This window comes from Pseudomonas marincola (assembly GCF_900682675.2).
In the GTDB taxonomy this organism is placed as follows: domain Bacteria; phylum Pseudomonadota; class Gammaproteobacteria; order Pseudomonadales; family Pseudomonadaceae; genus Aquipseudomonas; species Aquipseudomonas marincola.
The window spans coordinates 3,616,062-3,635,207 of record NZ_LR215729.2 but is presented as its reverse complement, the minus strand read 5'-3'; the positions used below and the strand labels follow the sequence as shown (position 1 = coordinate 3,635,207).

The 19,146-nt window shown below is 58.6% G+C and carries 18 protein-coding genes; 4 read left to right on the top strand and 14 right to left on the bottom strand.

Going from position 1 to position 19,146, the window contains the following annotated elements; all coding sequences use genetic code 11:
- Window positions 1-18: 18 nt before the first annotated feature.
- Both PMYSY11_RS16800 and PMYSY11_RS16795 read left to right on the top strand, forming a co-directional pair.
- Window positions 19-1,395 (top strand): PepSY-associated TM helix domain-containing protein, encoded by a 1,377-nt coding sequence (locus PMYSY11_RS16800; RefSeq protein WP_150547500.1) that lies wholly within the window; start codon window positions 19-21, stop codon window positions 1,393-1,395.
- Between the two features lie 76 nt (window positions 1,396-1,471).
- On the top strand, window positions 1,472-1,939 hold the full coding sequence (locus PMYSY11_RS16795) for a copper chaperone PCu(A)C (RefSeq protein WP_150547499.1): 468 nt from the start codon (window positions 1,472-1,474) through the stop codon (window positions 1,937-1,939).
- 99 nt (window positions 1,940-2,038) lie between these two features.
- On the opposite strand, the gene PMYSY11_RS16790 is transcribed toward PMYSY11_RS16795, so the two are convergent.
- From PMYSY11_RS16790 to PMYSY11_RS16725, 14 genes are all read right to left on the bottom strand, one after another.
- Window positions 2,039-2,986, bottom strand: a complete 948-nt coding sequence (locus PMYSY11_RS16790; protein WP_150547498.1) for an adenosine deaminase — start codon at window positions 2,984-2,986, stop codon at window positions 2,039-2,041.
- A gap of 147 nt (window positions 2,987-3,133) precedes the next feature.
- Window positions 3,134-4,093: a 2-oxoglutarate and iron-dependent oxygenase domain-containing protein gene (locus PMYSY11_RS16785; RefSeq protein ID WP_069899724.1), complete on the bottom strand. Its 960-nt coding sequence runs from the start codon at window positions 4,091-4,093 to the stop codon at window positions 3,134-3,136.
- A 94-nt stretch (window positions 4,094-4,187) separates the two neighbouring features.
- Window positions 4,188-5,270, bottom strand: coding sequence for a BMP family ABC transporter substrate-binding protein (locus PMYSY11_RS16780; RefSeq protein ID WP_150547497.1), 1,083 nt, complete (start codon window positions 5,268-5,270; stop codon window positions 4,188-4,190).
- 291 nt (window positions 5,271-5,561) lie between these two features.
- Window positions 5,562-6,917 (bottom strand): 8-oxoguanine deaminase, encoded by a 1,356-nt coding sequence (locus PMYSY11_RS16775; RefSeq protein WP_069899644.1) that lies wholly within the window; start codon window positions 6,915-6,917, stop codon window positions 5,562-5,564.
- Between the two features lie 182 nt (window positions 6,918-7,099).
- Window positions 7,100-7,786, bottom strand: a complete 687-nt coding sequence (locus PMYSY11_RS16770; RefSeq protein WP_150547496.1) for an SDR family oxidoreductase — start codon at window positions 7,784-7,786, stop codon at window positions 7,100-7,102.
- A gap of 201 nt (window positions 7,787-7,987) precedes the next feature.
- Window positions 7,988-8,914 (bottom strand): ABC transporter permease, encoded by a 927-nt coding sequence (locus tag PMYSY11_RS16765; protein WP_150547495.1) that lies wholly within the window; start codon window positions 8,912-8,914, stop codon window positions 7,988-7,990.
- A gap of 42 nt (window positions 8,915-8,956) precedes the next feature.
- A complete protein-coding gene (locus tag PMYSY11_RS16760; RefSeq protein WP_150547494.1) occupies window positions 8,957-10,063 on the bottom strand; it encodes an ABC transporter permease in 1,107 nt (368 codons plus the stop codon).
- Window positions 10,064-10,073: 10 nt separating this feature from the next.
- Window positions 10,074-11,648 (bottom strand): ABC transporter ATP-binding protein, encoded by a 1,575-nt coding sequence (locus PMYSY11_RS16755; RefSeq protein WP_150547493.1) that lies wholly within the window; start codon window positions 11,646-11,648, stop codon window positions 10,074-10,076.
- Window positions 11,649-11,839: 191 nt separating this feature from the next.
- Window positions 11,840-12,397, bottom strand: a complete 558-nt coding sequence (locus PMYSY11_RS16750) for a DUF922 domain-containing protein (protein ID WP_150547492.1) — start codon at window positions 12,395-12,397, stop codon at window positions 11,840-11,842.
- Window positions 12,394-12,981, bottom strand: a complete 588-nt coding sequence (locus PMYSY11_RS16745) for an IMPACT family protein (RefSeq protein ID WP_150547491.1) — start codon at window positions 12,979-12,981, stop codon at window positions 12,394-12,396. Before PMYSY11_RS16745 ends, PMYSY11_RS16750 begins: the two co-directional genes overlap by 4 nt.
- A 12-nt stretch (window positions 12,982-12,993) precedes the next feature.
- The gene (locus PMYSY11_RS16740; protein WP_069899637.1) at window positions 12,994-13,659 is read right to left on the bottom strand and encodes a TetR/AcrR family transcriptional regulator; all 666 of its coding nucleotides are present in this window, start codon (window positions 13,657-13,659) and stop codon (window positions 12,994-12,996) included.
- A gap of 303 nt (window positions 13,660-13,962) precedes the next feature.
- Window positions 13,963-15,264 carry an NTP/NDP exchange transporter gene (locus tag PMYSY11_RS16735; RefSeq protein ID WP_150547490.1) on the bottom strand — a complete coding sequence of 434 codons (1,302 nt, stop codon included), beginning with the start codon at window positions 15,262-15,264 and terminating at the stop codon, window positions 13,963-13,965.
- A 16-nt stretch (window positions 15,265-15,280) separates the two neighbouring features.
- Window positions 15,281-16,204: an aldo/keto reductase gene (locus PMYSY11_RS16730; protein ID WP_150547489.1), complete on the bottom strand. Its 924-nt coding sequence runs from the start codon at window positions 16,202-16,204 to the stop codon at window positions 15,281-15,283.
- Window positions 16,205-16,363: 159 nt separating this feature from the next.
- Window positions 16,364-17,293 (bottom strand): LysR family transcriptional regulator, encoded by a 930-nt coding sequence (locus PMYSY11_RS16725; protein WP_150547488.1) that lies wholly within the window; start codon window positions 17,291-17,293, stop codon window positions 16,364-16,366.
- 120 nt (window positions 17,294-17,413) lie between these two features.
- Here PMYSY11_RS16725 and aptA point away from each other — a divergent pair, with 120 nt between their 5' ends.
- Complete coding sequence (aptA, locus tag PMYSY11_RS16720) at window positions 17,414-18,760, top strand: omega-aminotransferase AptA (protein WP_150547487.1); 1,347 nt, start codon at window positions 17,414-17,416, stop codon at window positions 18,758-18,760.
- A complete protein-coding gene (locus PMYSY11_RS16715; RefSeq protein ID WP_150547486.1) occupies window positions 18,760-19,056 on the top strand; it encodes a cupin domain-containing protein in 297 nt (98 codons plus the stop codon). Before aptA ends, PMYSY11_RS16715 begins: the two co-directional genes overlap by 1 nt.
- The last annotated feature ends 90 nt before the right edge of the window (window positions 19,057-19,146 follow it).

Here is a 19,146-nt window from a genome sequence, read left to right as displayed (position 1 = left end):
GCTAGCCGGAGCCAAAAAATGAAAACCAGCACTCCCTCATTTTATAACCTGGCCTGGCGTTGGCATTTCTACGCCGGGCTGTTCGTCATTCCATTTCTGATCATGCTGTCGTTAACCGGGATCATCTACCTGTTCAAACCGCAGCTTGATGACTTGATGTATGCCGACCTCATGCAGGTGCCGCAGGCCGGCACAATGGTTTCGGCCGATCAACAGATGGCGACTGTGCAGCAAGCTTATCCACAGGCGCAAATCAGTAAATACATGCCACCTGTGGCGGCTGATCGCAGTGCCATGTTCGAGCTGGCTAACGGTGAGCAAACGCTCAATGTGTTTGTTGATCCGTACAGCAACACAGTGCTGGGAACTCAGGACGCGCATGACAACCTGCAAGCCATCGCCCGCAAGATTCACGGCGAGTTGATGATCGGCACGCTCGGCGATCGTCTGGTGGAACTGGCGGCGGGCTGGGGCATTTTGCTGGTGATTTCCGGCTTGTATTTATGGTGGCCACGCGGGGCCAATAAAGCGGCGCTGTTGTGGCCGCGCATGGCCAACAGCGGCCGGGCATTCTGGCGCGATGTGCACTCGGTGCTGGGTTTCTGGGGCTCGATCTTTTTGCTGTTCATGCTGCTTACCGGCATGACCTGGACCGGTTTTTGGGGCGCCAAGTTTGCCGGTACCTGGAATCACTTTCCGCCGGCAATGTGGGAAGAGGTGCCCACCTCGGATGTTGAGGCGCGTACGCTCAACAACGGCGCCGTGCAAACCGTGGCATGGGCGGTTGAGAACACGCCAATGCCAGAGTCTGATCCGCATGCGGCGCACAACGGCCATGCACAGGCACCTGCCACCAACGCATCGCCGAAGGTCAGCTTGCAAGCTGTGGTGGAGACTACCACGGCGCACAAAGTCACCCCCGGCTACAGCGTGACCCTGCCCAAGGGTGAGAAGGGTGTGTACACCGTGGCGGTGTTCGCTGACGATCCGCGTAACGATGCAACCCTGCACATCGACCAATACAGCGGTAAAGTGTTGGCAGACATTCGCTGGGCCGACTACGGGCTGGTTGCCCGCACGGTAGAAACCGGGGTGGTGCTGCATGAAGGCAAGATGTTCGGGCTGGCCAATCAGTTGCTGATGCTGGCCGTGTGTTTGATGATTTTGCTCAGTGCGATCAGCGGTCTGGTGATCTGGTGGATGCGCCGGCCGCAAGGTCGTCTGGGCGTGCCGCCATTGCGCCACGATCTGCCGCGCTGGAAAACCGGGTTAGTGATCATGGGGCTGGTCGGCATTGCTTTCCCGCTGGTGGGCGGCTCATTGCTGCTGATCGCATTGATTGACTGGCTGATACTTTCACGGATGAACTCATCCACCCGCTTGCAGGCCCAGTAGCCTGCTGGTTAACGGCGCAGATTGCCGGCGCCAACCGCCCGTGTTGCGGGCGGTTCGTTTTACTTTTGGAGTGTTTATGTTGAAGAAAACGTTGTTACTGGTGACATTGATGGTTCCCTGCATGTTTGCCTCAGCGCATGAATACGATGCGGGCCAGTTGCACATCGAACATCCGTGGTCACGCGAAATGCCGCCAGTTGCGCCGGCTGCTGCGGCCTATTTCGTGGTGGAAAACCATGGCAAGGAAGCGGATGCGCTGATCTCGGTCAGCAGCCCACAAGCGGGTCTGGCCCAGATGCACGAGAACCTCATGGAAGATGGCGTGATGAAAATGCAGGAGGTTAAACGCGTCGACATTCCTGCAGGCGGGGAGGTGCGTTTCGAGCCCAAGGGCTACCACGTCATGCTGATGCAACTGAAAGGGCAAATGAAGGACGGTGAACGTTTTCCGTTAACCCTTAACTTCGAGAAATCGGGCGCTGTAACAGTTGAAGTTGCTGTGCAAAAAACCGCGCCGGCTGAACACAGCGAGCACCAGCACTGAGTTAGACCCGAGTCGCGCTAGCCGGGCACGCTTGGTTAATCACCCGGTCAGCAGTGACCAGCAAGTGTTCAGGGGGCCGTTGAGCCCCCTGATTGCGCTTTAGGCCAGACGAGCGTCGAGGCTGTTCTGCGCCAGTTTGCGCGCTTGCACTTCGGTCATGCCGAGGCTGTCGTACAACGCGGCGAAATTCTCGCCAACGTAGCCGCCGAAGTAGGCTGGGTCATCCGAGTTGACGGTGACTTTAACGCCGCGCTCAAGCATTTCGAGAATGTTGTGTTGGCGCATGTCATCGAACACACACAGTTTGGTGTTCGACAGCGGGCAGACTGTCAGTGGAATTTGCTCGTCGATAATGCGCTGCATCAGGCGCTCGTCTTCGATAGCGCGCACACCATGATCAATCCGTTCAATCTTGAGCAGGTCCAATGCCTGCCAAATGTATTCGGGCGGACCTTCTTCGCCGGCGTGAGCAACGGTCAGATAACCCTCGCTGCGCGCTTTGTCGAATACCCGCTGAAACTTGCTCGGCGGATGACCCATCTCGGAACTGTCGAGGCCGACGGCAATAAACGCGTCGCGAAATGGTCGTGCCTGATCAAGCGTGACAAACGCTTGCTCTTCGCTCAAATGCCGTAGAAAGCTGAGGATCAAGCCGTAGCTGATACCGAGCTTTTCCTGGCCATCCTTGAGCGCCTGCTGGATACCGTTAACCACCACTTCGAACGGAATGCCGCGATCGGTGTGGGTTTGCGGGTCGAAGAACGGTTCGGTATGAATCACGTTCTGCGCCTTACAGCGCAACAGATACGCCCAGGTCAGGTCGTAGAAATCCTGCTCGGTGCGCAGCACGTTCGCGCCCTGATAATAAAGGTCGAGAAACTCCTGCAGGTTGTTAAATGCATACGCGCTGCGCAATGCCTCTACATCGGTCCAGGGCAGGGCGATCTTGTTGCGCTCGGCGAGTGCAAACAGCAACTCGGGCTCAAGCGAGCCTTCAAGGTGCAGGTGCAGTTCGGCTTTGGGCAGGGCATTTAACCATTCGTACATATTGAAATCTCATCGCAGGGCTTATCGGGCAACAGTTTAACCGCTGGGTCAGGATTGGTGCGAATCGGCGAGTGTAATTGTCGGGGATCTGGGTGATATTCGCAGCCTGGGTATCGTGAGAATTATCCAGGCTGCGGTCACTTAGATTTACGCTTCTTCGCGGCGATAGGCGTAGGTATCGGCAAAGCGTGACAGCAGGTAGGCGGCGCTGGTGGTGCTCGGGTATTTCGGCGGGTTGTTGGCGTCCGAGCAGCCGGGCAAGCAGCTGATTTCGGTGTCCGGGTGCGGTTCTGCGAAGAACGGCATCGAATAGCGATCAACTCCCAGCGGGCTGATGACCCGGTGCGGCGTCGACTTGTAACGGTCGTTGCTCCAGCGCGCCATCATGTCGCCCAGATTCACCACGAAGCTATCGGCGATTGGCGGTGCATCAATCCATTCGCCGTTGATGTTCTGCACCTGCAAGCCACCGGCTTGATCCTGATACAGCAGGGTGATGCAGCCGTAATCGGTATGTGCGCCGGCGCCTTGCTGATCGGCGCTGGTCGCGGTGTGGCGCGGCGGATAGTGGATCATGCGGAACACGCTGATGGGCTCTTCGAAGCGTGTATCGAAGAAGTCACGCTCAATGCCCAGGGCGATGGTCATGCTGCGCAGCAGGGTTTTTGCCAGCTCGTGCATATCGACGTAATGGGTCTCCATCAGGTCTTTCCAGCCGGCAATATCCGGGTGGCGATTAGGGCCGCGCAAGGGCTTGCCGGCCAGCACTTCGGGGTGCTCGGCGGGCATGTGGAAACCCATGTCGAAGGTTTCCTTGAGGTCGCTGGGTTTGCTCGGGTCGAGTTGCTCGGTGGCAATCGCGCCATAGCCCCGGTGATGCGCGCTCTGAGTAATATCGATGGCGAGCTTTTCGGTGTCGGGACGGGCGAAGAAATCTTTGGCGGTATCCAGCAGCGAGCTCATGCGCTCACGGCTGATTGGATGACCGGTGATGTAGAAAAATCCCCATTCACGACACGCCGCATCAATGGCGTTGGCGACAGCCAGGGAAGCATCCGGGTCGTTGCCGTACAACGGGGCGATATCAATAACGGGCAGTTTATCAATGCTCATGCAATTCTCACGTTCAGTTGCAGATACACCTTGGCCCGGCACCCGGAGTTAACCGGATGCCGGGCCAGTGCATCTTTTACTTAGGCTGCTATTTAGGCAGCTCAGCTTTAACATTTTCTACGTAGTAGTTCATCGACGCCAGTTCGGCGTTGGTCGCCACTACACCGTCAGCCAGTTTGACTGCACCGCTCTGATCCTTGATCGGGCCGGTGAACGGATGAAATTCACCCGACTTGATGCTGGCGATTATCTTCTCGGCTTCAGCTTTTACGTCAGCCGGCACGATGTCGCTGATCGGCAGTTGAATGGTGTCGTCATCCAGGCCGCCCCAGTAATCCTGAGACTTCCAGGTGCCGGCCATAACCGCTTCGCTGGCCTTGATGTAATGCGGGCCCCAGTTGTTGACGATCGAGGTGAGTACCGCTTTCAGGCCGAAGTGGGCCATGTCCGAGGCGTAACCAACTGCGTAAACACCTCGACGTTCTGCGGTCTGGATCGGCGCCGGGCTGTCAGTGTGCTGGAAGATAACATCCGCACCCTGATCGATCAGCGCGTTGGCCGCGTCAGACTCTTTGCCCGGATCGAACCAGGAGTTGACCCAGACCACTTTGATCTCGGTGCCCGGGTTGTACTTGTCGAGCGCCAGCTGGATCGAGTTGATGTCGCGGATCACTTCTGGAATCGGGAAAGAGGCCACATAACCGACAACCTTGGATTTGGTCATCTTGGCTGCCAGATAACCACCGACATAACGGCCTTCATACGAGCGCGACAGGTAAGTGCCGAGGTTTTTCGCTTGCTTGTAACCGGTGGCGTGCTCGAAGGTTACCTTCGGGAACTGTTTGGCCACTTTCACGGTTGGGTTCATGTAGCCAAAAGAGGTCGAGAAAATCAGGTCATAACCGCCTTTTGCCATGTTACGGATAACACGTTCGGCATCAGCACCTTCCGGTACGTTTTCAACGAAGCTGGTTTCGACTTTATCGCCCAGTTTCTCCGCGAGTGCCTTGCGGCCTTGCTCGTGTTGATAAGTCCAGCCGTGGTCGCCGATAGGCCCGATATAGACGAAGCCGACTTTGAGCGGGTCAGCGGCGGAGGCGCTCATGGCGGCGCTGAAACCAAGGGCGGCGACGAGGGTGCGCAGCAAGGGTCCTTTGCTCTTCTTGTGCATAGCGGGTGTTGCTCCGTAAATGTTGGGTGATGGCGTGATTATGCTTGTTATACGTTGACCGTAAGTCAACTGCAAAAAACTGACCAACTAGACAATTACCCCGTGTAATTACTTCGCAAACCTGTAACCGCGCGTAAAGGCAGGCTGTGAGTGAGCCTTGCGACTTTAAAAATACCCTGCACAGCGTTGCTGCTTCGCTTAAACAACAAACCCCGCGCAGGCGGGGTTCGTTGATGGTGCGGCTGATCAGCTGGCTGCTGATGCAGTGCCTCTTTATGGTGCGGCGGCTCTTTAGCCGGCGATCAGTTCCTTGGCGGCCTGACGGTGATCGGCGATCAACTGGGCGACATCGAGGCCTTCGATCTGGCCGTCGATTACGCGCCACTGGCCGCCGATCATCATGCGGTCGGCACGGTCCGAGCCACACAGAAGCATGGCGCTGATCGGGTCGTGACTGCCGGAGAAACGCAGCTCGTCGAGCTTGAAGAAGGCCAGATCCGCCTGCTTGCCGACGGCGATCTCGCCAATGTCGCTGCGTCCTATGAGTTTGGCTGAACCCTTGGTTGCCCAACCCAATGCGCGTTCCGGGGTGATGGCTTCGGCACCGAAGCGCAGGCGCTGAATGTAAAGGGCCTGACGCGCTTCCAGAATCATGTTCGAGGCATCGTTGGACGCCGAGCCGTCAACGCCCAGACCAATCGGTGCGCCAGCCGCTTCCAGGTCGACAGTCGGGCAGATCCCCGAAGCCAGGCGCATGTTCGAACTTGGGCAATGGCAAATGCCGGTGCCAGCCTGACCGAGACGGGCGATTTCATCAGGGTTGAAGTGAATGCCATGTGCCAGCCAGGTACGCGAACTGAGCCAGCCGACACTGTCGAGGTAGTCGACCGTGCGCAGGCCGAAGCGCTGCAGGCAGAACTCTTCTTCATCCAGCGTTTCAGCCAAATGGGTGTGCAGGCGCACGTCCATTTGCTCGGCCAGTTGCGCGCTCTCGCGCATGATTTCCTGCGTTACCGAGAACGGCGAACAAGGGGCTAGAGCGATCTGCACCTGCGCGCCATCACCCCGCTCGTGGTACTCCTTGATCAAGCGCTGGCTGTCTTCAAGAATCACCTGGCCTTGCTGCACGGTCTGTTGCGGCGGCAGGCCACCGTCGGCTTCGCCAAGGCTCATCGAGCCTCGGGTAAGCATTGCCCGCATACCCAGCTCGCGAACCACATCGACCTGAATGTCGATGGCATTTTCCAGGCCGCCGGGGAACAGATAGTGATGGTCGGCTGCGGTGCTGCAACCTGAAAGAAGCAACTCGGCCAAGGCCACTTTACTGGCCAGTGCCAGCTTTTCCGGGGTCAGGCGTGCCCAGACCGGATAGAGGGTTTTCAACCATGGAAACAACGGCTGATTGACCACCGGGCCCCAGGCGCGGGTCAGGGTCTGATAGAAGTGATGGTGGGTGTTGATAAGCCCCGGCAGCACAACGTGCTCGCGGGCATCAAAGACCTGAGTGCAAGGGCGCGAAGGCTCCTGACCGGCTTTGAGAATTTCCGTGATGATGCCGTGCTCGACAACGATACCGCCCGATGCATCAACATCGTTGGCAGTGAAAATATCGAGAGGGTTTTTGATCCAGATATGAGTGGTCGGCATGTGCAGGCCTCTGAGTGGGATTTCAGGTAAGCCAGCTCAGTGTTAACCCTGTCTGCTGATCCAGGTGCGTCAGACAAAATCTGACCGGCGCTAAAGATACCCGCCGTCGCGCGTCAGTTCAACCGGACCTGACGCGCGACGGCGGTATTCAGAAGCTTTTTGCAGGCTGCGTCTGCTGCAATTTACCAGGTCAGAGTCTGGCCTTTGTAATTAACGAAGTGATGGCCGCCCTTGCCGCTGAACTGCTCTATCTGGGTAACCAGACCGGCACAACTGGTGGCTACATCAATATCGGCATTCGGCCCGCCCATCGCGGTTCTGACCCAGCCCGGATGCAACGACAATACCGTTGGTCGATTGCCTTCAAGGCTGCAGACAAAGGTGTTGGTCAGTGAGTTGAGTGCGGCCTTGCTGGCTTTGTACAGCGCCATCTCGTTGCCTTCGGGCATGGTCACACTGCCGAGAATCGAGCTCATGAACGCCAGCACGCCGGTGTCAGGGCGCAATTGTGAGACGAGTTTTTCGGCGAGGCGAATCGGCGCAACTACGTTGGTCATGAACAGCTGGCCCAGTTCAGCCTGAGTCGCCTGGCTTGCGCTCTGGTGTTCAGGCCCGAGAATTCCGGCGTTGACGAAAATCAGGTCAAACACCTGGCCGTCGAGCTGGTTGACCAGTGCCTGAACTGAGGCGCTGTCGTCGATGTCGAGGGTTTCAATCTTGACCCCGTCGATAGCGCGCAGCTCGTCGCAGCGTTGCGGGTTGCGAACCGTGGCGCTGATGTTCCAGCCGAGGCTATGCAGTCGCTCGACCAGACCAAGCCCAAGCCCGCGGGAGGCGCCGATGATAAGGGCGGTTTTGACAGTTTGCATAGGTCGCTCCAAGTTGATCCGGAGCGACTATGTTGCGCGGTTACAGGCCGAATATGCAAACGGCTTGTAACGCGCCAAACAAACTTGCGTATGGCTGTTTATCTGCATGGCTTGGGCGGGTGACTGACACCACGCCCAACCGCTCAACTCAGTGATTCAGATGTGCCAAACGTGGCGGTCTGAAATCGCCACGGCTGCAAATCAATGCCCCGACTGCCAGGGCTTGCCGAGTGAAACCGGAGCAAACAGGCGAGTCTTGATCGCGTCACGCGAGAGCAGCACCAACACCACGATGGTCGCCACATACGGCAGCATCGCCAGCAGGTTGCTCGATACTGAAATACCGATGCCCTGAGCAACCAGATGAACAATGCTGGCCAGGCCAAACAGGTAGGCACCGAGCAGCACACGGAACACCCGCCAGCTGGCAAACACCACCAACGCCAGAGCAATCCAGCCACGCCCGGCGGTCATGTTTTCTGCCCACATCGGCGTGTATGCCAGCGACAGGTAACCGCCGGCCAAACCGGCCATCGCGCCACCGAACATGACTGCCAGCGTGCGCACACGCAATACCGGCAAGCCCATGGCGCTGGCGGCGTCGGGGTTTTCTCCGACAGCCTGAATGATCAGGCCGATACGGGTTTTCAGCATCACCCACGCCACCAGCGCAAACAGCGCAAACGACAGATACACCAGCAGATCCTGCGCAAACAGCATGCGCCCGATGAGCGGGATATCGCTGAGATACGGTAGCGCAATCGGCTCAAAACCAGTGAGTGGTTTGCCCACCCAGGCCGCCCCGGCGAATGTTGAGAGGCCTACGCCGAAGATGGTTAATGCAAGGCCTGTGGCGACCTGATTGGCGTTGAAGCCCAGCGCCACAATTGCGAACAGCAGTGAGAGCAACATGCCCGCCGCAATCGCCAGCAACACGCCGAGCCACAGGCTGCCGGTGCTAAAGGCAACGATAAAGCCGATCACCGCGCCGAACAGCATCATGCCTTCCTGGCCCAGATTGAGCACGCCGCTCTTCTCGCACACCAGTTCACCGAGTGCGACCAGAAGCAGAGGCGTGCCCGTGCGCACCATGGCGTAGAAAATGTTAGTCAGCAGATCAATATCCATGCGCTTGAACCTTGCAAATACGGGCCAGAGAGAGAAGAAGATTCATACCGCCGCCTCGTTGCTAACCGGCGCTGATGAGCGTTTGAACAGACCGGCCTTGAGCCGTGGGCGATACATGATCAGCACGTCGCAGGCGAGCAGGAAGAACAGCATCATGCCTTGAAACAGCTGAGTGATTGCCTGCGGCAGGTTCATGTTCATCTGTGCGTTTTCCCCGCCCAGATACAGCAGCGCCATGAGCAAGCTGGAGAACACAATGCCAATTGGATTCAGGCGGCCGAGGAAGGCCACGGTGATTGCTGCGTAGCCATAACCGGGGGAAACCTGCGGCACCAACTGGCCGATTGGGCCAGCCACTTCACCCACCCCGGCAAGCCCGGCCAGGCCGCCACTGACCAGCAGTGCGAACCAGACCAGACGCTTCTCGCGAAAGCCAACAAAACCCGCCGCGCGGCGGTCCAGCCCGAGCACTTTTACCTGAAAGCCGAGAAAGCTCTTGTGCAGCAATACCCACACCGCCACCAACGCCAGCAAGGCGAAGTACAAACCGGCATGCACCCGGCCATCTTCGCTGAGTACCGGCAGGCGGCTGGCATCGCCGAACATGGCGGACTCGGGGAAGTTGTAACCCGCCGGGTCTTTCAGCGCACCGTGGACGAAGAACAGCAACAGGTTCAGCGCGATGTAGTTGAGCATGATGCTGGTGAGGATTTCATTGGCGTTGAATTGTGTACGCAGCCAGGCGGTTAAACCGCCCCACGCCGCGCCCGCAACAATCCCGCTGATGATGACCAGCGCCAGTGCCCATTGGCTTTCCCAGTCGATGATATTGATCGCCACCGCGCTGCCGGCAAGTGCGCCGATCAGCAGTTGGCCTTCTGCGCCGATGTTCCAGATGCGCGCTTGGTACGCCACCGCCAGGCCCAGTGCACAGAGCAGAATCGGCAGGGCTTTGACCAGCAGTTCGGAAACGCCGTACCAGTCGCTGAGCGGTGCGATTAACAAGGTGTGCAGGGTTTCCAGCGGGTCGTGGCCGAGTGCCAGAAACAGCAGCGAACCGCTGATGAGCGTGAGTACGGCTGCCAGCACCGGTGATAACCAGAGCATCGCGCGCGATTGCTGGCCGCGGGGTTCGAGGGATAACAACATAAAAACTCCGTCAGCTCAGCGGGGCAGGGTTAGCTGCGGCCTGATCAATAGGGGAAGGATTGGCGCCGAATTCACCGGCCATCCAGCGGCCCACTTCAACTTGGCAGGTGCTTGGGGTATCGGTCAGTGCGCTGAGTTTGCCGCTGCTCAATGCGCCGATGCGGTCGCAGATCTGGAACAGTTCGTCGAGGTCTTCGGAGATCACCAGAATCGCCGCGCCAGCATCGCGCAGGGCGATCAGGGCGCGGTGAATCGCGGCGGCTGCGCCCACATCAACACCCCAGGTCGGGTGTGCGGCGACCAGCAATTTGGGCTTTTGCATGATCTCGCGGCCGAGAATGAATTTTTGCAGGTTGCCGCCGGACAAACTCCCGGCTGGGGTTTCTGCGTCCGGCGTCTTGACCGCGAAGCGGCGGATGATTTCTTCGGCGAAGGCGACAACCTTGTCGCGCTTGATCAGGCCATTGCTCACCAGCCCTTGCTGAAAAGCAGTGAGCAGAGCGTTGTCGCTCAGGCTCATGTCGGGCACCGCGCCATGCCCCAAACGCTCGGCCGGTACAAAGGCCAGCCCGAGTTTGCGCCGGGCATCGGGGCGCAGGTTGGCAACTGGCGCACCGGCAAAGCGAATGCTCGCGGCATCGCGCTTGTGCAGCAACTGTTCGCCGCTGAGCATGGCCAGCAGTTCGTCCTGACCATTGCCGGCCACCCCGGCGATCCCCACAATTTCACCGCTGCGCACTTCAAGGCTGATGGTGCGCAGCGAGGTACCAAACGGGTCGGCGTTTTCCCAGCTAAGATCGTTCACCTGCAGAAAATGTTCGCCGCCCTGAACCTTGGCGTAGGTACTTTCAAGGCCTTCTGCATCGCCCACCATCAGCCGCGCCAGTTCCAGATCGCTGCAGTCACGGGGCACGCAGTGGCCAGACACCTTGCCGCCGCGTAATACCGTGGCGCCGTGGCAAAGCGCGCGCACTTCACCGAGCTTGTGGCTGATAAACAAGATGCTGCAACCCTCGGCAGCGAGCCGGCGCAGGGTAGCGAACAACTCGTCGGCCTCTTGCGGAGTGAGCACCGAAGTCGGCTCATCAAGAATCAGTAGTTCGATGTCCTGCATCAGACATCGTACGATCTCGACGCGCTGGCGTTCGCCAATCGACAAGCTGTGAACCAGACGCTCCGGTTCAAGCGCCATGCCGTAGCGCTGCGAAACCTCGCGAATACGACCTTCAAGCTGCTTTGGCGTACCCGCGGCGCGGCCCATGGCCAGCGCAATGTTCTCGGCCACTGTCAGGGTTTCAAACAGCGAGAAGTGTTGGAACACCATGCCGATCCCGAGGCTGCGCGCCATTGCCGGGTCGCGCATCTTCACCGGCTTGCCGCGCCAGACAATTTCACCGCTGTCGGGCTGGGTAACGCCGTAGATGATTTTCATCAGGGTGCTTTTACCAGCGCCGTTTTCACCCAGCAGGGCGTGGATTTCGCCCGGCTGAATGTTCAGATCAATGCGATCGTTGGCCAGACAGCCGGGGTAGCGCTTGCTGATGCCGCGCATCTGCAGGCGCAAAGATTCGGGGGAAACGGACATGGGCAGTGACTCTAAATGACAACGTGCGCTTTATAAGCAAAAACTTGGCCAGTAAGTCAGAAACCTGCACCGGCGCGGTTAAATTTTCGACTGCCTGCCTGGTGATGTCAATTTGGCACCGATTTGGTGCGCTCATAGGCCAGTGTGGTGCGCTTGCATGACGGGTTGGTCTTTGGACAATGTTTCACGCGTTAGTCAGGCAGTACCGCGCCCTGCGATATGCCATGGCCGGTTTGCAGGTCGTAGTCGAATTCTTGTTGTCTGTAGTGCTCAAGAATGCCTTGCGCCTGTTCATTGGCCACCCGCTGCAAAGTGCTGCAATCGACTTGTTCGGGCAGCGTTTGCAGGCGCTCGTCGATGGCGTTGGCGGCGGCCTGAGCGATGGCGTAATGGCCCATTTCATGCCGTTTCAGCGCGCGCAGATACTGGTCAAATTGAGCATGTATCTGGCTGTTGCCGCCTCGCAGGTCGGGCAGGGTCATTTGTGCGTTCAGGCGGGTCAAGGGATGGCGTATCTGGCAGCGGCCGTTGCCTCGCTGATACCAAAAGAAACGCCAGTTGATGTCCCAGCGGGTATATCCGATGAAGCGCTGCCCGCCATACGTAATCGGCGTAGCGCTACGCAGCACGGCGCCCAGCGTTGGCTGGCTCGTGCCCCAGGCAATGTAGGGTGTTTGCTCAAGTTGCTGCTGTACCTCTGCGCGCAGGGGCAGGGTGAAAGCGAGCAACAGCAGCAGGCAGGGTTTCATTGGCGTTGCAGAACCGCGCGACCTTGGCTCATATCCGCCAGCAGTATAGCCAGTTCATCGACGCGGGCATCGGCCACGGCCAGTTGCAGGGTGGCGCCTTCGGCATCGAATGTTTCGCTTTCCAGTACGAAGTCCGGGTCATCCTGCAAGCGGGATTTGAACAGCGCCAGTTCGCTGAAGTGACAATGGCAACTGCACTGCGTGCGCTTGACCAGCTCCTTGCGCTCGGCGGCCTGCAGGCATTTGTTCGCGCTGCCGCCGTAGGCGCGGGCGAGGCCGCCAGTACCCAGCTGGATGCCGCCGTACCAGCGAATCACCAGCACTGCGACCTGATCGCAATCCTGGCCTTCAATTGCGCTGAGAATGGGCCGGCCTGCGGTTCCGCCGGGCTCGCCGTCGTCACTGAAACGATATTGCTGGCCGACCTTCCAGGCCCAGCAGTTGTGCGAGGCGTTGGCATCGCTGTGCTGGCTGATAAACGCTTGCGCCTGTTCGGCGCTGGTGACGGGGGCGGCGTAGGCAACGAAGCGGCTTTTACGGATTTCCTCGCTGTACTCGCAAGGCTGGAGCAGGGTGAAAGGCATTGGCGTTGAGTGTCACTCGGCAGTTGGCTTGAGGCCGCAGCCCTTGAGAATAATGGTGATCAGGTTTTGCGTGGCGCTGTCGAAGTCCTGCTTGGTGAGCTTGCTGCGACCGGTTACGCGGCACACCTGCGAGGCGAAGTCCGCGTAGTGTTGCGTGCTGCTCCAGAGCAAAAATATCAGGTGAACCGGATCCACCGGGTCCATTTTGCCAGCGGCTATCCACGCCTCGAATACCTGCGCACGGCCTTTGAACCAGACCAGATAGTCCTGATCGAAGTATTGCGAGAGGTACTCGCCGCCGCTGATCACTTCCATCGCAAAAATCCGCGAGGCCTTCGGATATCGCCTTGAGAATTCCATTTTGGCGCGAATGTAGCGGCTCAGAGCCAGTGCCGGATCATCATCAACCGTGAGGCTGTTGAAGGTGCTGTCCCAGAGTTCGAGGATATTACTGAGCACGGCCAGATACAGGCCGAGCTTGTTGTTGAAGTAGTAATGCAGGTTGGCTTTTGGCAGGCCGACATTCTGCGCGATGGTATTCATGCTGGTGCCTTTGAAACCATGGCGCGCGAATTCTTCTTCGGCCGCAAGAATAATGGCTTCCTCATTTTTCTGACGAATACGGCCTGCGGGTTTGCCCGGGGTATTCGTTCTGTGCGCTGGAACTTCAAAGGTCATGACGGCTTCGCTTTTGTCTGGCAACGAGTGCAGAGATACCCCAGTGCCGCGGGCGTGACAAGCTCTGCAGTCAGAAAAAAATGACCAGCCGAACTTGCCGGTTAAAAACGCACTTTACTGGTGCGTGTTGCGATGGCGACGCACGCTTTTGTCGCTTGGTGCGCAGCGCAAAGGCTTGGTTTTGAGCGCCTGGGACAGATTGTGCCCAGCTTGGACTAGCAGCAAGCGACGCTGGCGGATTGCCAACCGAGCGCTGCCCGATCGGCTGGAGCTGTCGCCAACTCGTCTGCCGGTGCCCGATCCTTAAACGCTGTTTTCATCACTGCGCGGTTTGATTTGCTCGCGCTGGCCGCCCAAGTACCAACCGAGTGCGGCCCAAATGGCAGCGCAGACTGCACCTGCTATTGCTGCAACCCACACGCCGTTACTCAGGCTGTCGATCAGGGTCTTGGCCCAGGCGCTGGCCGCATCGCCGGCGCGGTAAACCACTGTGTCGATGAAGTTTTTGGCCTTGTACTTGGTTTGCGCATCGAGCGGTGCAAAGAGCATTTCACGGCCCGGCCGCACGCAGGCGTATTCACCGACTCTGCGCACAATCATCAGGGCGGCAAGCATGGCGAAAGTAGGCGCCAGAGCCAGACCGATAAAGCCCAGACACACCAGCAAAGGTACGCCGGCGAGCAGCGCGCGAATGCCGAAGCGCTGTGCGATGCGCCCGGTGATGAACAGCTGCGCGATCAGTGATAACGCCTGCACGGTGAAGTCGATCAAGCCAAACACCCGCACTTGCTGCTCGCGGGTGGGGAATGTTTCGGCGACCAGTCGCGCCTGCTCGATGTACAAAAACGTACTGGCTGTCGCCAAAAGAATCACAAATACGCTGATCGCCAACAGATACGGCGAGCGGGCGACCAGGCTGAAACCGCTGAAAGGATTGCCGAGAACCGGGCGTTTCGGGCTTTCATCGCTCACAGCGCCGGGGCGACCGGCGCCGCCCTGGCTGCGCCAGCTCATCAGGTAGCGCTTGGCCAATAGTGCGGTGGCCAGCAAGGTTGCGGCGCAGAGCATCAAGCCACTCTCGCCGAGCCAGCCGATCAGCAACGCGCCTAATGCCGGGCCGAGTAAACCGCCGCAACTGGCACCGGCGGCGATAAAGGCAAACAGCCGCTTGGCTTGCTGGCTGTCGAACACATCGCTCATCAGGCTCCACGCCACGGAGACCACGAACAGGTTGTAGACCGACAGCCACACATAAAAGCTGCGGGCCAGCCACACATCGTGTTGCAGCTGGCTGAACAAGCTGGCGAAGATCAGCAGATTGCTGATGAAAAATGCGTAGACCCAGTCGATGTAACGCTCACGCGGCACGTTCGAGTTGAGCCAGGCGAATAGTGGCACGGCGATCAGCATCAGCACGAATGTGGCGCTGAACAGCCACTGCAAGTTATCCACACCGCCGACGATGCCCATGGTTTCGCGGATTGGGCGGAGCATGAAATAGCCGCAGAACAGGCAGAGAAACAGGCTGAACCCGCACAAGGCCGCCACCAGCTCATTGGCCTCGGCGTTAATTGCCTTGGCCAGTCGCGGCGCCGCGTTAATCATCTATGCGGCCTGCAAATCAGGAAAACGCCTGAATAATTCGCTGGCGGTTGCGCTCATCTGGCAGTCGGCCCATACCGGCCTTGATGTTGTCGGCCATGTAACGCGGCGTTGATGTGGCTGGTATCACCACGGTTGCGGCAGGGTTGGAAAGAATGAACTTGAGCAACAGTTGCGCCCATGAAGTGGCATCGACTTCAATCGCCCATTCCGGTAACGGCTGGCCTTTGATCCGCCCTAGCAATTCACCGCGCATGAACGGCCGGTTGATCAGTGTGGCGATGCCGTTATCGGCGCAATACGGCAGCAGGCGCTCCTCGGCATTGCGCTCACCCAGTGAGTAGTTGAACTGAACGAAGTCGAGCTTCTCGCGCGCCAGCACCGCAAGCAAATCGTCGTGAGCCGAGTCCAGATAATGGGTTACGCCGATATAGCGCACCAGCCCTTGCTCCTTGAGTTCGCGCATCAGCTTGAATTGGGTGTTGGTGTCGCGCAAGTTATGCACTTGAAGCAAGTCGATGGTTTGGCGGTGGAGCACCTTCTGGCTGTGCTGGAACTGGGCAAGCCCTTGGTCACGGCCAGTGGCGGAAATCTTGGTCGCCAGAAACGCCTTGCCGTGCGTGCCGGTTCGCTTGAGCAAAGAACCCGTGGCCGCCTCGGAATTGCCGTAACTGGGGGCGGTATCAATCAGCTTGGCGCCGCCGTTGATGAATGTACGCATCACGCCGTCGAGCTCTTTGAGGCTGGCATCGTCCAGGCCGACATCGAATGTGCGCGAAGTACCAAGGCCAATGACCGGCAGCTTTTCACCGGAGGAGGGGATTTCACGTTTCAGCAGTTGGCTCAGGTCGTCGGCAAATACGGCGTTGCTCAACAGCGGGTTGCAGACCGCGAGCCCGAGCAGGGTAGCGCTGTTCTGGATAAATCGACGACGACTGGACATGGCGCCTCCTTGGCGATGAAAACGTGCGAGGGTCAGGGTTAAACAATAACCCCTCGAGCATAGACCCGCGCATCCCGCTGCGCCGATCTAACGGCTTGGTTGTTACGGGTTGTTACCAAGCACTGTTCTGCGCTTTTTATCGGCTTGATACGGAGTGGCTCAGCTCAGGTTGCTGGTTTCGTCGAGCACTTCAAGAAAGCTTTCGAGTACCAGGTGCGGACGCCGGCCTTTGCGGGTTACCGCCGCCAGATTGAGTTCATAGAAGCGCGAGTCGGCCTTGAGCGCGCGCAACCGGCCTTGTTGCACCCATGGCGCTGCGTAATGGTCGGGCAGGTAGCCGATATAGCGTCCGGTCAGAATCAGGAAGGCCATGCCCTCGCGATCCGAGGCGCTGGCGGTGCAATTGAGTTGTTGGTAATGGCCCTGAATGTCCGGCGGCAAACGGAAGGTCGGGGCAATGGCGTCTTGCGCATTCAGGCGCTCGTCGTCGAGTTTGGTGTCGTCCACGTAAAACAGCGGATGGCCGACCGCGCAATACAGCAGGGAACGTTCGTCATACAGCGGCTGATATTCAAGGCCGGACAACGAACTGGCCTGCGGCACCACGCCAATATGCAGGCGACCGTCGAGTACACCCTGTTCGACCTCGCTGGGCGGCGTCATACGAATGTGTATGCGCACATCCGGGCCGCGCTCCTTGAGGCGGGCGAGGGCGTGGGTAATGCGCATGTGCGGTACCGTTACCAGGTTATCGGTGAGGCCGATATTCAATTCGCCGCGCAGGTTTTGGTGCAGGCCGTTGACCTCGGTACGAAAACTCTCGAGTGCGGCCAATAGTTGCTCGGTCGAGCGGAAAACTTCGCGGCCCTCTTCGGTCAGTGCAAACCCGGCGCGCCCGCGTTGGCACAGGCGAAATCCGAGGCGTTGTTCGAGGTCACTCATCTGTTGGCTGATCGCCGAACGACCGATGCCCAGCACACTTTCTGCGGCAGAAAAGCCGCCGCAATCAACCACGCTGCGGAACAGTTTCAGCAGGCGGATATCAAAATCACTGACTTGGGCCAACGGTTCGGGGCGGCGTGTGCTCATTGTTTAGTATGCGCTTAACTAAAGATAAGAAGAGTTTGGTTTTACTGACTTTATCCGCGTGGCACCTTTACTGGCAAGAGTCCTTCAACAAGAACATTGTCTTCCTCGCGAGGCTGCACCATGAATATGCCCCAGACTGCTACGCCATCAATCGCCAGCCAGCTCAAGCTGGACGCTCACTGGATGCCGTTCTCTGCTAACCGCAACTTCCACCGTGACCCGCGTTTTATCGTGTCTGCCGAAGGCAGCTGGTTGAAGGATGATCAGGGTCGCAAGATCTACGACAGCCTTTCGGGTTTGTGGACTTGTGGTGCGGGTCACTCGCGCAAGGAAATTCAGGAAGCGGTGGCCAAGCAGTTGGGCACCCTCGATTACTCGCCGGGCTTTCAGTATGGCCATCCGCTGTCGTTCCAGCTTGCCGAACAACTGGCTGAGCTGACGCCGGAAGGTCTGGACCATGTGTTTTTCACCAGCTCGGGTTCCGAGTGCGCCGATACGGCCGTGAAAATGGCCAAGGCTTACTGGCGCCTGAAAGGCCAGCCAGCCAAGACCAAATTCATCGGCCGCGCACGTGGCTATCACGGTGTGAACATTGCCGGTACCAGCCTCGGCGGGATCAACGGCAACCGTAAAATGTACGGCCAGTTCATGGACGTCGATCATCTGCCGCACACCCTGCAAGCCGGCATGGCTTACACCAAGGGCATGGCTGAGACGGGTGGCGTTGAGCTGGCCAACGAATTGCTCAAGCTGATTGAACTGCACGATGCGTCGAACATCGCGGCGGTCATCGTTGAGCCGATGTCCGGCTCGGCCGGTGTCATCGTGCCGCCGGTTGGCTACCTGCAGCGCCTGCGCGAAATCTGCACCCAGCACAACATTCTGCTGATTTTCGACGAAGTCATTACCGCTTTCGGCCGCATGGGCAAGTGGACTGGTGCTGAGTACTTCGGTGTCACGCCGGACATCATGAACACCGCCAAGCAGATCACCAACGGCGCGGTGCCTTTGGGCGCGGTGATTGCCTCGAAAGAGATTTACCAGACCTTCATGAACCAGCCATCGCCAGAGCACATGGTCGAGTTCAGCCACGGTTACACCTACTCGGCGCACCCGGTTGCCTGTGCCGCGGGTCTGGCTTCGCTGGAACTGCTCAAGCGTGAAAACCTGGTGCAGCAAGCTGCCGAGATCGAGCCGCACTTCGCCAATGCGTTGCATGGCCTGAAAGGTAGCAAGCACATCATCGACATCCGTAACTGCGGTCTGGCCGGTGCAATCCAGCTGGCCCCGCGTGATGGCGATGCAGTGATTCGTCCGTTCGAGGCGGGCATGGCGCTGTGGAAAGCCGGTTTCTATGTACGCTTTGGTGGCGATACCCTGCAGTTTGGGCCAACCTTCAATGCCAAGGCCGAAGACCTTGATCGCGTATTCGACGCGGTCGGCCAAGCCCTGCAGAGCATCGACTAATGGCTGGCCGGGCTCAGGCCGTGGCCACGGTGCAGGTCGATAACGAGCAGGTTATCGTTACTGAATGGCGTTTTGCTCCGGGCACTGAGACCGGGCTGCACTGCCACGGTTACGACTATGTCGTGGTGCCCATGACCGCGGGCACCTTGTTGCTGGAAACACCCGAGGGCGACAAGTACGCGACCCTGGTTGCCGGGCAGGCTTATTTTCGCAGCGCGGGCGTTAAGCACAATGTGGTCAACGCCAGTGAGCATGAAGTGGTGTTTGTCGAAACCGAGATCAAAACCGCTCGCTGAATCAGAAGGTGACAGGCCAGAGGCTTGTCGCCGTTTAGCAGAAAATTCGGATGGCCTGGCACCACTGCCGCCATCGCACAGACAATTAAA

Coding starts and splice junctions, on each gene's coding strand:
- PMYSY11_RS16800 (WP_150547500.1), top strand. CDS start 19: ATGAAAACCAGCACTCCCTCATTTTATAACCTGGCCTGGCGTTGGCAT.
- PMYSY11_RS16795 (WP_150547499.1), top strand. CDS start 1,472: ATGTTGAAGAAAACGTTGTTACTGGTGACATTGATGGTTCCCTGCATG.
- PMYSY11_RS16790 (WP_150547498.1), bottom strand. CDS start 2,986: ATGTACGAATGGTTAAATGCCCTGCCCAAAGCCGAACTGCACCTGCAC.
- PMYSY11_RS16780 (WP_150547497.1), bottom strand. CDS start 5,270: ATGCACAAGAAGAGCAAAGGACCCTTGCTGCGCACCCTCGTCGCCGCC.
- PMYSY11_RS16775 (WP_069899644.1), bottom strand. CDS start 6,917: ATGCCGACCACTCATATCTGGATCAAAAACCCTCTCGATATTTTCACT.
- PMYSY11_RS16770 (WP_150547496.1), bottom strand. CDS start 7,786: ATGCAAACTGTCAAAACCGCCCTTATCATCGGCGCCTCCCGCGGGCTT.
- PMYSY11_RS16765 (WP_150547495.1), bottom strand. CDS start 8,914: ATGGATATTGATCTGCTGACTAACATTTTCTACGCCATGGTGCGCACG.
- PMYSY11_RS16760 (WP_150547494.1), bottom strand. CDS start 10,063: ATGTTGTTATCCCTCGAACCCCGCGGCCAGCAATCGCGCGCGATGCTC.
- PMYSY11_RS16755 (WP_150547493.1), bottom strand. CDS start 11,648: ATGTCCGTTTCCCCCGAATCTTTGCGCCTGCAGATGCGCGGCATCAGC.
- PMYSY11_RS16750 (WP_150547492.1), bottom strand. CDS start 12,397: ATGAAACCCTGCCTGCTGCTGTTGCTCGCTTTCACCCTGCCCCTGCGC.
- PMYSY11_RS16745 (WP_150547491.1), bottom strand. CDS start 12,981: ATGCCTTTCACCCTGCTCCAGCCTTGCGAGTACAGCGAGGAAATCCGT.
- PMYSY11_RS16740 (WP_069899637.1), bottom strand. CDS start 13,659: ATGACCTTTGAAGTTCCAGCGCACAGAACGAATACCCCGGGCAAACCC.
- PMYSY11_RS16735 (WP_150547490.1), bottom strand. CDS start 15,264: ATGATTAACGCGGCGCCGCGACTGGCCAAGGCAATTAACGCCGAGGCC.
- PMYSY11_RS16730 (WP_150547489.1), bottom strand. CDS start 16,204: ATGTCCAGTCGTCGTCGATTTATCCAGAACAGCGCTACCCTGCTCGGG.
- PMYSY11_RS16725 (WP_150547488.1), bottom strand. CDS start 17,293: ATGAGCACACGCCGCCCCGAACCGTTGGCCCAAGTCAGTGATTTTGAT.
- aptA (WP_150547487.1), top strand. CDS start 17,414: ATGAATATGCCCCAGACTGCTACGCCATCAATCGCCAGCCAGCTCAAG.
- PMYSY11_RS16715 (WP_150547486.1), top strand. CDS start 18,760: ATGGCTGGCCGGGCTCAGGCCGTGGCCACGGTGCAGGTCGATAACGAG.